Origin of the sequence: Deinococcus rhizophilus, assembly GCF_030271215.1 — a bacterium.
Classification (GTDB): Bacteria; Deinococcota; Deinococci; order Deinococcales; family Deinococcaceae; genus Deinococcus; species Deinococcus rhizophilus.
Genome location: NZ_JASNGB010000085.1, coordinates 1 through 12,622, shown reverse-complemented (window position 1 = coordinate 12,622; position 12,622 = coordinate 1). Strand labels below are relative to the sequence as shown.

Below are 12,622 nucleotides of genomic sequence, written 5' to 3'. Positions count from 1 at the left end.
GCCGGGGCAGGGGCCGCGGTGTGGGCACTGACCGCGTGGGCCGCGCCGCTGGGGTGGCCGCTGTGGGCGCAGGCGCTGCTCACGCTGGCGCTGGTCGCCCCGCTGGGGCCGCTGCTGTACCGCACGGTCTACCAGCCGCTGCGGGACGCCACCGTCCTGGTGCTCTTGATCGCCTCGGTCGCATTGCACCTCGCGCTGACGGGGCTGGCGCTGGTCTTCTTCGGGCCGGAGGGATCGCGCACGCCGCCCTTCGCGGGGGGCAATCTGACAGTGGGACAGGTCACGCTGAGCAACCAGAGCCTGCTGGTGATCCTGCTGTCGGCGGTGCTGATGCTGGGGCTGTACTTCTTCTTCGAGCGCACGATGGTGGGCAAGGCGCTGCGGGCCACCGCCGTCAACCACCTGGGAGCCCGGCTGGTGGGCATCAGCCCGGCCTCGGCGGGAATGCTGACCTTCACGCTGGCGGCCCTGATCGGCGCCGCAGGCGGCATGATGATCGGCCCCAGGGTGGCGATGAACTACGACTCGGGCTTCCTGATCGGCCTCAAGGGCTTTATCGGGGCGATCATCGCCGGGCTGGTGAGCTACCCGCTCGCGGCGGCGGGAGCGCTGCTGGTCGGCCTGATCGAGAGTTTCGCCTCCTTCAGCCTCTCGGCCTGGAAGGAGGTCATCGTGTTCACGCTGATCCTGCCGGTGCTGCTGTGGCGCAGCCTGACCACCCGCCACATCCCGGAGGACGAGGAATGAACGCGCGGTTCATTCTGTCGGTCGTCGCAGTGGCCCTCGCGCTCGCGCTGCCGCTGGTCCTGCCGCTGTTTCAGGTCACGCTGCTGGTCAACATCCTGATTTTCGCCACGGTCGCCGTCGGACTGGTGCTGCTGACGGGCATCGTGGGGCTGACCTCCTTCGGGCAGGCGGCCTTCATGGGGGCGGGGGCCTACACCACCGCCGTCCTGACGACCGGGGCGGGCTGGAGCCCCTGGCTGGCACTCCCCGCCGGGCTGGTCGTCACCGGCCTGATCGCGTGGCTGCTGGGCCTGATGACCTTGCGGATGCAGGGGCACTACCTGCCGCTGGCGACCATCGCGTGGGGCATGAGCCTGTACTACGTCTTCGGGAACACGCCCGCGCTGGGGGGCTTTACCGGGCTGACGAACATTCCGGCCCTGTCCCTGTTCGGCCTGGACCTCACCTCGCCGCGCACCTTCGCGTACCTCGCCCTGCTGGCGCTGGGGCTGACCGCGCTGGGCGCCCAGTTCCTGCTCTCCAGCCGCACCGGGCGGGCGATGCGGGCGCTGCGAGGTGGCCCGCTCGTCGCGGAGGCCTTCGGGGTGGACACCTTCCGGCTGCGGGTGCAGGTGTTCGTCCTCGCGGCGGGGATGGCTGCACTCGCGGGGTGGCTGTACGCGCACAGCCAGCGCTTCGTGAATCCCACGCCCTTCAGCCTGCAGGCGGGGATCGAGTCCCTGTTCATGGCGGTCGTGGGCGGCTCGGGGTACGTGTGGGGGGCGCTGCTGGGATCGGGGCTGATCACGGCGCTGCGTGAGTGGCTGCGCGACGTGCTGCCGGGGCTGATCGGGGCACAGGGCAACTTCGAGGTGATCGTGTTCGGCGTGCTGGTCATCCTGACCCTGCAGTTCGCGCGGCGGGGCCTGTGGCCGCTGCTGGAGCGGGTGTTGCCGCAGGCCCCGGTGCGGCTGCTGCCCGAACGGGGCCGCCTCCCCGCCCGCGAGAAGCCCGTGCCGGGCACGCCGCTCCTCTCGGTCGAGCACGCGGTCAAGCAGTTCGGCGGCCTGCGGGCGGTGGGGGGCGTGTCCTTCGAGCTGCGGGCCGGGGAAATCCTGGGGTTGATCGGGCCGAACGGGGCGGGCAAGAGCACCCTGTTCAACCTCGTGACCGGGGTAAATCCGGCGACCTCGGGGCGGGTGAGCTTCATGGGCCGCGACATCACCCGGCTGAGCTCGGGGCAGATTCACCGGCTGGGTTTGAGCCGTACCTTCCAGGACGTCCACCTGCTGCCCGAGCTGTCGCTGCTGCACAACGCGATGATGGGCGGCTACGCGCGGGGCCGGGCGGGGATGCTGGCGAGCCTGCTGCACCTGGAGCGGGCGGAGGAAGCGGCGCTGCAACACGAGGCGCTGCGGCAACTGGAGCGGGTCGGGCTGGGCGAACAGGCGCACACGCTCGCCGGAAACCTGCCGCTGGGGGGGCAGCGGGTGCTGGAGGTGGCCCGGGCGCTGGTGGCCGACCCCACGCTGCTGCTGCTCGACGAACCCGCCGCCGGGCTGCGCTACGGCGAGAAGATGGAACTCGCGGCCCTGTTGCGGCGGCTGCGGGACGGGGGGGTGACGGTGCTGCTCGTCGAACACGACATGGACCTCGTGATGGGGCTGGTGGACCGGCTGGTGGTCATGAACCACGGGGAAAAGCTCGCGGAGGGCACTCCCGCCGAGATCCGTGCCCACCCCGCCGTGCGCGAGGCGTACCTGGGCGTGGACGTGACCGGGGAGGAGGTCGCATGACGCCGGGGACACCGCCCCTGCTGGAAGTCCGGGGTCTGCACACCCGCTACGGCCGGATCGAGGCGCTGGGCGGCGTGAGTGTGGAGGTACCCGCCGGACACATCGTCAGCGTGATCGGGGCGAACGGGGCGGGGAAGACCACGCTGATGAACTCGGTGATGGGCGTGCTGACCCCCTCGGCGGGCGAGGTGCTGTACGCGGGCGAGTCGCTGCGGGGCGTGCCGCTGGAAACGCGGGTGGCGCGGGGCATCACGCTGGTCCCCGAGCGCCGGGACCTCTTCGCGTCCATGACGGTGGCGGACAACCTGCAACTGGGGGCCTACACCCGGCGGCGGGGTGGGTGGCGGGCCGATCTGGACGGCGTGTATGCCCGTTTTCCGCGCCTGCTGGAACGCCGCCGCCAGCTCGCGGGCACCCTCTCCGGCGGCGAGCAGCAGATGCTGGCGATCGGCCGGGCGCTGATGGCGCGGCCCCGCCTGCTGCTGCTCGACGAACCCAGCCTGGGCCTCGCGCCCCTGATCGTGCGCGACATCCTGCGCATCGTGCAGGCCCTGCGGGACGAGGGGGTGACGGTCCTGCTGGTGGAACAGAATGCCCGCGCTTCCCTCGCCATCAGCGACGGGGGCTACGTGCTGGAAACCGGGCAGGTGCGCCTCAGCGGTCCCGCGCACGAGCTGGCCCGCGACAAGTCGCTGGGGGCGAGCTACCTGGGAGGGTAGGGGGGACCGCTATCCTCTGCCCCATGCACCCCTGGCATGACCTGCCCCCCGGCGACAACCCGCCCGCGCTGCTGCGCGTGGTGGTCGAGGTCCCGCGTGGAGACACCACCAAGTACGAACTCGACCGCGAGTACGGCGTGTTGGCCGTCAACCGCATCCTGACGCCGCCGGTGCCGTACCCGGCGCATTACGGCTTCGTGCCGCGCACGCTGGACGAGGACGGCGATCCGCTGGACGCGCTGGTGGTCATGCAGAATCCGGTCGTGCCGCTCGCCGCGTTGCGGGCGCGGCCCATCGGGGTGGTCAAGCTCGAGGACCGGGGCCAGATCGACGACAAGCTGATCTGCGTGCATGTGGACGACCCGTCCTGCGAGGCTTTCCACACCTTCGGGGACCTGCCGGAGCACGATCAGGAGCGTTTCAAGTGGTTTTTCGAGGTCTATCAGGACCAGTTGCAGCGGGACGTGCGGGTCGCCCATATCGGCGGGCGGCAGGAGGCCGAGGCAGCGGTGCGGCGGGGGATGGAGCGGTACGCGGCGGCCTTTCCGGAGCGCCCTGCCCCGCGCCCACGCTGAGAGGAGGCGGGCGCGGGGCGTAGAGTGCCCCCCATGATCGTGGCCTTCGTCAATCCCGCCGGACTCCTCATCCGTTCCGGTCCCGACGACCCCGGACGAGCGGAGGCTCCCGCCGCGCTCGCGGACCTGCTGAGCGCCGGGGCCGAGTGGATTCCCGTGACCGGCATGGACGAGGAGGAACTGCTGGAGGTCCCGGCCCTGTTCACCTCCTGGCAGATCCTGCGGCACGGGGCCGTGATCGTGACCCCGGACGGCGAGGAGGACCCGGCGTGGCGTCGCCTGACCCGCGAGACGCTGGCGGGGAGCGGGGAGGCCCTGCGGCTGGCGCACCAGGCGGCGGAGCACATCGGCATGCTGGGGCAACTCGGCACCGAGGCCGCGCTGCATGAGCGCGGTGGCCTGCCCCTGCGCGTGACCGTGCGGCATCCCTACGGGGTGGCCCCGGCGCTGGCGGCAGCGGCGCGGGAGTGGCGGGCATGGCTGGAGGAGGGGCCCTTCGCGGGCGAGCTGCGGCTGCTGGAGGACCCCGCCGAGCTGATTGTGCTTCCCCGCGAGCTCAACCCCGAGAGCGCCGTGAACTATGTGCTGAACCAGTTGCCTGAAGACGTCACCCTGCGGCTGGGCGTCAGCGCGGCGGCGGGCGACGCGGCCTTCCTGGCCCTGTGCGACTACGCGGTCGTGCCGGGGGGGGGCGGGGTCCTGCGCTCGGCGCTGGAGGCGGCAGAGCGGCAGGCGGAGGACGACCTCGGGTGACCCCGCCGCTGCCGCCCTCTGTCCGGCGTTTTCCCCTCTACGCCAACGTCTACCTGCTGGACAGCCCGGAGGGTCGGCTGCTGGTGGATACCGGCACCCTGGCCCACCTGCCCCGGCTAGCCTGGGTGCTGGCGCGGTTCCGGCCGGACGCGGTGGTGCTGACCCACCACCACATCGACCACGCGGGCGGGGCGCCCTTCGCGGCGCGGCGTGGGCTGCCGGTGCTCGCCCACGCCCCGGAACACCCCTACCTGACAGGCGAGGCGCACGACCTCCCGTATCCGGCGGGCCGTCCGCAGGTTGGCCGGGTGGTCTCGCGCCTGCATCCCAAGGTCCCGGCGGGGGCCCTGGGGTCCATCCGGCCCGGCCAGCAGGTGATGGGCTGGGAGGTGGTCGCGCTGCCCGGCCACACGCCGGGGCAGATCGGGCTGCTGCGGGGCGGGGTCCTCGTGGCGGGGGACGCGGTGGTGGGCGGCCCGGCCGGGGCGCACCTGCCCCGCGCGGCCTATAACGCCGACCAGCAGGAGGCCGTCCGGACTCTGCGGCGCATCGTGGACCTCGCCCCCCGGCTGGTGCTGCCGGGCCACGGCGCTCCCTTGACGCCCGAGCAAGTGCAGCGGCGGGCGGAGCGGGACCCAGAAGCGTAACTGCTCGCCACGTGACGAGCAGGGGCTAGTTGCCGTCCAGCAGCGCCTCGATCTGGCCCAGCAGCCGCTCCAGCTTGCGGCGGCGGGCGGGGTCGAGGGCGGCCAGGGTCCGGCGGTCCGTGAGACGGCGGGCGACGGTCCGCACCGGGTCGGGGTCGGTGAGAGGGGACGGGGCCACCTGTTCCCGGAGGGCCTGCACGGTGGCCCCGTCGGCAGCGGCCTCCAGCAGTTCGGCGCGGCGCCGGGGGTCGTCTACCCGCCCGATCACCAGGGCCTTGCGGTAGTCCAGCCCACCCTCGACGGCCGCCTGCAGGTCCCCCGGCAACGAGAGCAGCGCCGCACGGTTTTTCACGAACGACCGCCAGCTCTCGCGCCCCAACGCCCCGAACACCGTGTCCAGCCGCTCCACGGCCCCCGGATCGTCCTCCGGGCGACGGTCCAGGGCGAACAGGCGGGGGACCACCTCGCCGGGCGTCAGGCCTAGGGTGGCGGCGGCAACCTGCAGGCGGGCCCGGACCTCCTCCAGCGGGTTGAGGTTCTCGCGCTGAAGGTTCTCGACCGCCGCCGCCAGCCGCGCCCCCTCGTCGCTGAGGCCGCGCAGCAACACGGGCACCTCGGTCAGCCCGGCCAGCCGCGCGGCCCGCCAGCGGCGCTCGCCCGCCACGATCTCAAAACGGCCGCCGGAGAGGGGCCGCACCAGCAGCGGCTGCAAGATGCCCTGCTCGCGGATGCTGGCGGCGAGCGTCTCCAGGCCCCCGGGAGCAAACTGCACGCGGGGCTGGAACTGGCCGGGCTGAAGGGCATCCAGCGGCAGGGTCGTCGTGGCGGGCTGCCCCAGCGCCTCCACGCCCTCCACCAGGCCGCTGAGGCGGGCACCGATCGCCGGGCGGGGGCGGCGGGTCACGCGTCCCCCCGTCCGTCGGGCACGGCGGGGCCGGGAAAGGGGAGCCCCACCGCCCCGGCAATCTCGGCGCTCACCCGCTCCACGTCGCGGTGCACGGGCGAGCCCGGCGCGTACACCCCCACGGGTTGGCCCGCGCTCGCGCTGTCGTTCCACACCGCGCCCCGGTCGGGAATCGGGCTGGCGAGGGGCCGCAGCATTCCCTGAAGCGCCGTCAGTGCCTCGCGGTCGTGCGAGCGCCGGGCGTCGTAGAGCGTGGGCACGTACAGGGCGACCGTCAGGTCCGGGCGCAGCTTGCGGTAGGTCGCCATCGCCTCGGACAGGCCCGCCAGCGCGTTCATGCCCTTCTGACGGGTGGGGACCGGCACGATCAGGTGATCGGCGGCGAGCGCCCCCAGGATCGAGAGTTGCCCCAGGCTGGGTGGGCTGTCGATCAGCGCCACGTCGTACTCCCCGGCGACCGCCTGCAGGCCCTGACGCAGGTGCAGGTGCGCCCCCACCACGCCCATCATCTGCCCCTCGGCCAGCGCGAGCGACACGTCGCTGGGAATCAGGGCGAGGCCGTGGACCCGCACGGGGGAGGGGAGCGCCTCGCCCCGGGTGGCGGTGGCGAAGACGGTCTGCTCCTGCCCCACGCCGGTCACGCCCAGCCAGTCGGTGAGGTTGGCCTGCGGGTCCAGGTCCACCAGCAGCACCCGCAACCCCGACCGCGCCAGCGCGTGGCCCACGTCGCGCGTGAGGCTGGTTTTCATCACGCCGCCCGCGTGGTTGAAGAAGGTCAGCGTCCGCATCCCGCCCAGCCTACCCTGCGCCGCGTGGGGGCGGGCCTCATCCCCCTGCCGCCAGCCGCCCGCGCAGGTCTCCCACGAACTCGGGAAGGGCTCCCCGCGCCGCGTGGGTGCTGGCCTCGCGCACCAGACTGGTGGCCGAGAGCGTCCCGGCCTTGCAGGCGGTTTCCAGGGCCGTCCACTCGCCCTCACGCAACCGGCGGCGCAGCAGGGTTCTCAATGTGGCCTCTGCCGCCTCCCACTGGCCCCCAGGAGGCAGAGCGAGGAGGACTTGCTGCTCTACCTCGAACTGCTGCTGCGCGGCCTGTTCCTGGGCCTCCTGTTGCCTTTCTTGCCGAACACGGGTTTCCCCGGCGTCGGTGGGGGGGAACTGGGCCGCGCCCTCCGGCAGGATGTACTTCTCGGGATGCTCCAGAACATCGGCGATCAAGCCGCCAGGATTGCGAATGGGCGTGGGGCTGGTGCTGCGCCGCAGCCGCAGGAAGGCGATGGCCTCCTCGACCCGGTCGGGATACTGCTTGGCGAGGACGTTGGCGCGGGGGGCCGACACGCCCGCCTCGCGCAGCGCCTGCACCAGGGCGGGGTCCGGCGTGTCCTGGGTCCGGAAGCGGTAGGTGATCTGGGTGGCTCCCCGCCCGCCGCCCGTCTCCACACTTTCCAGGTAGCCCTGCGCGATCAGCTCCTGATGGGCTTCTTCCAGGGTGCGGATCACCCGCGACGGCTTGCCCTCGCTGATCCCGCAGGCGGCCCGCCAGTCGTCCAGCCCCGCCGTGACGCTGTCGGCCCGCACGCCCGTTTCCCGGTAACGGTGGGCTTCCAGCAGCCGGTAGAGCGCCCGCGCAGGCGGCTGCTCGATCTGGTGCAGCAGCCGCCCGTCGAGCGCCTGGGTGTACCCGGCCCGGATGCTCGCGGCAAGCTGATCCCCCAGCTTGATGCTGAGGGTCGCGTCGGGCACGAGTTGCCGGGCACGGTCGGCATCGGGGTCAGCGCCCTCGCTCTGGTCCCAGTACGTGATGCGGTCGATCAGGCGCAGGGTCTGGTTGGCCCAGGTCGTGCGGCCGGTGTCGGCCACCCAGCCCTCGCTCACGATGAACCCGGTCGACCAGAGCCGCAGCAGCGACTCGCGCAGGCGGTGGTAGTTCTTGCCGTTGTTGACCAGAAAGCTGGCCTCGCGCAGTTCGTAGGCCGAGGTGTGCAGCCAGTTGTCCTCGGGCATGCCCTTCTGGGCGAACAGGGTCTCGATCCCGAGGATGACGTTGGTGTCCCCGCCGCGCGGGCGGCCGTCGGCGGAACGGCCCTCGACCCGGAAGCGGCGATCGGCGATCTGGAACTCGCTCGTCCAGCGGGTCTCGGAACTCAGGCGAGTCTGGATGCTGACGATGCCCAGACGGGCGATGTTGCGTTCGTCGAGCAGGGTGACCGGGTTGGTTTTTTTCGCTGGACGCATGGTGTGTTGTTCCTTTCTTTGTAAAAGATATAAAAGAACAACAACAAGGCGGACCCCACTTTGCGTCCCAGACAACATTTTTCGGAAAAAACGGACCAAAGGTATCGCTATTTAGACCCCAAACGGACCAAAGGTATCGCTAGTTTTGACCCCCAACGGACCAAAGGTATCGCTATTCCGGGCTCGGAGTACGGATTTAGGGCCGTTTCATTCTCATTATTGCGAAAAGGCCCGCTCGGACGACAAAAACAGGGCAAACGGACCAAAGGTATCGCTAGTTTCCAAAAATCAAACGGACCAAAGGTATCGCTAGTTTTTCGCCAAACGGACCAAAGGTATCGCTAGTAAGAAAGTGCGTCCCAGACGCAAGAAACCCAGACCGCTCCGGAAACGGACCAAAGGTATCGCTAGTTGGACTCGAGTCCAAAACATCCGCTTTGTAATTTGGATCACTCGATTTTGGGGCCAAAAGGGACCAAAGGTATCGCTACTTTGAACCGGGAAAATGGGTGTGGCACTCTCGCCTCCAGTCCCCTATCTGGGGGTGGTCGGCAGAGCCCCTGGGTCATCCCTCTTTGGGCCTCTTTGGGTTCGCAGGTGGGTACATTGCGCGGACGTTCGCCTGTTTCCTCCCCTCACTGCGCGGGGGTAATCCGCCGCCCCGCGATCAGCCGCAGGGTGAGCAGCACCCCGAAGGCGAGAGCCACCATCAGGGCGCTCAGGGCCAGCGCCGGGGCGAGGTCGCTCTCAGCGGCGCTGTAGATCGCCAGCGGCACGGTGCGCGTCTCGCCCTGCAGGCTGCCCGCGAACAGCAGGGTGGCCCCGAACTCGCCCAGGGACCGTGCCCAGGCCAGCACCGCTCCCTCCAGCAGAAATGGAAAGGCCAGGGGCAACGTCACCCGCCGGAACAGCGCCCAGCGCCCCGCTCCGTCGACCCGCGCGGCCCCCTCCACGTCGGGGTCAAAGGCCAGAAAGCCCGCACGGGCGGCCCGGACGTAGAAGGGCGCACTCGTGAACACCTGCGCGAGCACCACCGCCCCCGGCGTGAAGGCAAGGTCCACGCCCGCCACCTCCAGCGGCCGCCCCAGCAGCCCGCCCTGCCCGAAGGCCAGCAGCAGCGCCACCCCCGCCACGACCGGGGGCAGGACCATCGGCAGGTCGAGCAGGGCGTCGAACAGGCCCTTGCCCACGAACTGCCGCCGCGCCAGCAGGTAGGCGACCGGCGTGCCGAGGGCCAGCGTCACGGCGAGGGCCGCGCCCGTCGTGAGGGCACTCACCCGCAGGGCGTCCCGCACCGCCGCCGACTGCAGCGTGCGCCCCAGCGCCGGAGTCAGGGCCTCCAGCAGCAGGGCGAACACCGGAAGCAGCAGCAGCCCCACCATCAGGGCGCTGAGCAGCACCGGGACCGGGTGCGGGGCCGGGGCACGGCTCACGGGGCGGGCATCACGGGGCGGGCAAGAAGCCCCAGCGGATCAGGATGCGCTGGCCCTCCGGCGAACGCACGAACCGGATGAACGCCGCTGCGGCCTCTGCCTCGCGGCTCCCCTTCAGCACCCCGATGGGGTACGCGACGGGCGGGTTGACGCTGTCCGGCAGGGAATAGGTCCGCACCTTGCCCCGCAGCCCCGGCGTCAGGTCCGAGCGGTACACGAAGGCGGCGTCGGCCTGCCCCAGACCCACCTTGAGGGCGACCTGCCGCACATTGGGTTCCTCGCTGACCACGTTGGCCCGCACCCGCCGGGTGAACTCCGGGCCATAGTTCCCCGAGGCGTCCATCAGGCTCAGCGTCCGGGCGGTGGCCTCCCCGGCAGGCACCCCCGGTCCGGCCACGATCAGCCGCAGCCCGGGCCGCGCCAGCCCCGCCAGACCGCCGATCAGGGGCCGCGCCGCCGGGGTCAGCACCGTGAGACGGTTGCGGGCGAAGAGAGTGTGTGGCCCGGCCAGACCCTGCGACCGCAGCGGTGCGTACTGGCCCAGGCTCGCGCTGGCGAACACGTCGGCCCGGGCTCCCCGCTCCAGCTGGGTGCGCAGGCTGGACGACCCGGCGAAGCTGAAGCGGGTCTGGTGCCCGGTGCGGGAGTCGAAGACCCGGCCGATCTCGCCCAGGGCGTCGGTCAGGCTGCTCGCTGCGAAGACCGTGAGCCGGGCCGCCCCTGCCTCTGCCGTGACCAGGATCAGGGCGGCGAGCAGTGCCCGCCTGAAGGAAAGCCCTGGCCCGGACAGTCTGCGCATGGGCCGAAGCTAGCCCGCCCACCCCGGGGCGTCAATCGGGCGCGGGCCAATCGGACGCGGGCCGTGGGGGCAGGCCAGGGGTGCTCGTCACGTGACGAGCAGATGAGGAGCCGCCGCCGGTTTGTCCCAAAAGCATGAAGGGCGGCGGCGGCGGACGGGGTAGCATGACGGCCGATTTGCCCCGCATCCTCCCAGCCCGGACCCCCACCCCAAGGACCCCCATGCCGACTGACCAGCCCAAGGACCTCGACCTGACTGCCCTGCTGCGGGTACTGCGCCGCGCCGCCCTTCCCCTGCTCGCGGCGGCCCTGCTGCTCGCGGGCCTGACCTACCTGCTCTCGGGCAGCCGCCCGGCGGTGTACCAGGGAACGGCCAGCCTGGCGGCGCTGCCCCCCGGAAGCGGCAACTCGGTGATCCTCCAGACGCTGGTGACGGCCCCGCCGCTGCCTCCCGCCGTGGTGGAACGGGCCCTGCGCTCCCCGGCGGTGTGGCGCTCAGCACTGGCCGAGGTGCGCCGGACGGAGCCCGATTCCCCCGCGCGGCGTGAGCTGCTGGACACCCTGCAGGCGGAGGCGAGCGCCGGGGAAGGGCGCAGCGTCGAGCTGAGTGCCGAGGTCAATCAGGATTTCGTGGGGGTCTACGAGGTCGCGGTGCGGGCTCCCACCGCGCAACTGGCCCAGGGGGGCGCCGACGCCTTTGCGCGGGCACTGCTGGAGTGGGACCGGCAGCGGGCGCTGGGGGGCATCGTGCGGGCCCGGCAGAATCTGATCACCGAGCGCGACGACCTGACCGCCCGCATCGCGGCGGCTCCCACTCCCCTCGACGAGCGCACCCTCGAACGGCTGCGCGGGGACGTGGTGCAGCGGCTGCAGCAGGTCGAGGTGCTGGAGCAGACCGTCAGCGGCACGCTCTCGGCGCTNTCGTGCGGGCCCGGCAGAATCTGATCACCGAGCGCGACGACCTGACCGCCCGCATCGCGGCGGCTCCCACTCCCCTCGACGAGCGCACCCTCGAACGGCTGCGCGGGGACGTGGTGCAGCGGCTGCAGCAGGTCGAGGTGCTGGAGCAGACCGTCAGCGGCACGCTCTCGGCGCTGGCCGAGGCGGTCCGGCCGCAAAGCCCCGTCGCGCCCCGGCCAGGGCGCGACGCGCTGCTGGTGTTCGGGGCGGTCCTGCTGTTCGGGGTGCTGGGGCTCTCGCTGCTCGACAGCCTGCGCCCACGGGTGCGCGGCCCCGAGGACCTGCGTGGCCTGGGGCTGCCCGTGCTGGGCACCCTGCCGCCGCTGCCGGGCCGCCGGGGAGCGCGGGGCGGGCTGGGCTGGGTGCGGCAGGGCCTCTTTCACGAGCAGCTCGAATTCGTGCGGGTGGGCGTGCTGTCCGAACTGGCCGGGCGTGAGCGGCCCGCGCTGGTGGTCTCCAGCGCCGGGGTGGCCGACGGCAAGAGCACCCTGACGGCGGGGCTGGCGCTGAGCCTCGCGGGTCACGGTCTGCGGGTGCTGGTGGTGGACGCGGACGTCTTCCGGCGCACCCAGGAGACCCACTGGCTGACCGGCAGCGGGGCGGCGCCGCAGGAACTCGGCGGTGACTTCCGGCTGTGGGAGGAGGTGGCGCCGGGGGTGTCCCTGCTCTCGTCGCGGGCGACCCGGCTGGACCCGGCGGTGTTCGAGGCCGAGATTCGCCGCCTGCTGCCCGGCTACGACCTCGCGCTGCTCGACACGCCCCCGGCCCTCAAGATCGCGGACACGCTCGCGCTGGCCCGGCGCCTCGACGGCATGATCCTGGTGACCGACGCCTCGGCCCCCCGCGTTCCCCTGGAGCGGCTGGTCGAGGACGCCGGGCGGCTGGGGGTGCGCCTGCTGGGCTTCGTGGTCAACCGCTACCGCGACGTGACCTCGGGCGGTGACTACGCCTACGCCTCGCTGGGCCGCGCCGAGCGTTCCGCCGAGGTCGCGCCGTGACCGGGGGCAGCACGGTGAATGGAGGCAGCGCGGTGGACCTCGCCGCGTTCGTCGACCGGGGCCGGGCGCTGCTCGCCCACG

Annotated in this window: 12 protein-coding genes; 7 read left to right on the top strand and 5 right to left on the bottom strand. The window is 72.0% G+C overall.

The window, feature by feature from the left end:
- The 6 genes from QOL99_RS10045 to QOL99_RS10020 form a co-directional block, all read left to right on the top strand.
- On the top strand, positions 1-747 hold a 747-nt coding region (locus QOL99_RS10045), incomplete at its 5' end, for a branched-chain amino acid ABC transporter permease (RefSeq protein WP_285523503.1).
- A complete protein-coding gene (locus QOL99_RS10040) occupies positions 744-2,522 on the top strand; it encodes a branched-chain amino acid ABC transporter ATP-binding protein/permease (RefSeq protein WP_285523501.1) in 1,779 nt (592 codons plus the stop codon). The genes QOL99_RS10045 and QOL99_RS10040, both read left to right, overlap by 4 nt.
- On the top strand, positions 2,519-3,241 hold the full coding sequence (locus tag QOL99_RS10035) for an ABC transporter ATP-binding protein (RefSeq protein ID WP_285523499.1): 723 nt from the start codon (positions 2,519-2,521) through the stop codon (positions 3,239-3,241). The genes QOL99_RS10040 and QOL99_RS10035 overlap by 4 nt, the downstream gene beginning before the upstream one ends.
- A gap of 23 nt (positions 3,242-3,264) precedes the next feature.
- The gene (locus QOL99_RS10030; RefSeq protein WP_285523497.1) at positions 3,265-3,816 is read left to right on the top strand and encodes an inorganic diphosphatase; all 552 of its coding nucleotides are present in this window, start codon (positions 3,265-3,267) and stop codon (positions 3,814-3,816) included.
- 33 nt (positions 3,817-3,849) lie between these two features.
- Positions 3,850-4,569 (top strand): HAD family hydrolase, encoded by a 720-nt coding sequence (locus QOL99_RS10025; RefSeq protein WP_285523496.1) that lies wholly within the window; start codon positions 3,850-3,852, stop codon positions 4,567-4,569.
- The gene (locus QOL99_RS10020) at positions 4,566-5,216 is read left to right on the top strand and encodes an MBL fold metallo-hydrolase (protein WP_285523494.1); all 651 of its coding nucleotides are present in this window, start codon (positions 4,566-4,568) and stop codon (positions 5,214-5,216) included. The genes QOL99_RS10025 and QOL99_RS10020 overlap by 4 nt, the downstream gene beginning before the upstream one ends.
- 25 nt (positions 5,217-5,241) lie before the next feature.
- On the opposite strand, the gene QOL99_RS10015 is transcribed toward QOL99_RS10020, so the two are convergent.
- From QOL99_RS10015 to modA, 5 genes are all read right to left on the bottom strand, one after another.
- Positions 5,242-6,120, bottom strand: a complete 879-nt coding sequence (locus tag QOL99_RS10015) for a ParB/RepB/Spo0J family partition protein (protein ID WP_285523493.1) — start codon at positions 6,118-6,120, stop codon at positions 5,242-5,244.
- The gene (locus tag QOL99_RS10010) at positions 6,117-6,908 is read right to left on the bottom strand and encodes a ParA family protein (protein ID WP_285523491.1); all 792 of its coding nucleotides are present in this window, start codon (positions 6,906-6,908) and stop codon (positions 6,117-6,119) included. Before QOL99_RS10010 ends, QOL99_RS10015 begins: the two co-directional genes overlap by 4 nt.
- Positions 6,909-6,945: 37 nt before the next feature.
- Positions 6,946-8,352, bottom strand: a complete 1,407-nt coding sequence (locus QOL99_RS10005; RefSeq protein WP_285523489.1) for a replication initiator protein A — start codon at positions 8,350-8,352, stop codon at positions 6,946-6,948.
- A gap of 635 nt (positions 8,353-8,987) precedes the next feature.
- A complete protein-coding gene (locus QOL99_RS10000) occupies positions 8,988-9,785 on the bottom strand; it encodes an ABC transporter permease (RefSeq protein ID WP_326522584.1) in 798 nt (265 codons plus the stop codon).
- Between the two features lie 10 nt (positions 9,786-9,795).
- Positions 9,796-10,584 carry a molybdate ABC transporter substrate-binding protein gene (modA, locus tag QOL99_RS09995; RefSeq protein ID WP_285523487.1) on the bottom strand — a complete coding sequence of 263 codons (789 nt, stop codon included), beginning with the start codon at positions 10,582-10,584 and terminating at the stop codon, positions 9,796-9,798.
- 922 nt (positions 10,585-11,506) lie between these two features.
- Here modA and QOL99_RS09990 point away from each other — a divergent pair.
- Positions 11,507-12,541, top strand: a complete 1,035-nt coding sequence (locus QOL99_RS09990; RefSeq protein ID WP_285523485.1) for a tyrosine-protein kinase family protein — start codon at positions 11,507-11,509, stop codon at positions 12,539-12,541.
- Positions 12,542-12,622: the final 81 nt, after the last annotated feature.

Coding starts and splice junctions, on each gene's coding strand:
- QOL99_RS10010 (WP_285523491.1), bottom strand. CDS start 6,908: ATGCGGACGCTGACCTTCTTCAACCACGCGGGCGGCGTGATGAAAACC.
- QOL99_RS10025 (WP_285523496.1), top strand. CDS start 3,850: ATGATCGTGGCCTTCGTCAATCCCGCCGGACTCCTCATCCGTTCCGGT.
- QOL99_RS10005 (WP_285523489.1), bottom strand. CDS start 8,352: ATGCGTCCAGCGAAAAAAACCAACCCGGTCACCCTGCTCGACGAACGC.
- modA (WP_285523487.1), bottom strand. CDS start 10,584: ATGCGCAGACTGTCCGGGCCAGGGCTTTCCTTCAGGCGGGCACTGCTC.
- QOL99_RS10040 (WP_285523501.1), top strand. CDS start 744: ATGAACGCGCGGTTCATTCTGTCGGTCGTCGCAGTGGCCCTCGCGCTC.
- QOL99_RS10030 (WP_285523497.1), top strand. CDS start 3,265: ATGCACCCCTGGCATGACCTGCCCCCCGGCGACAACCCGCCCGCGCTG.
- QOL99_RS10035 (WP_285523499.1), top strand. CDS start 2,519: ATGACGCCGGGGACACCGCCCCTGCTGGAAGTCCGGGGTCTGCACACC.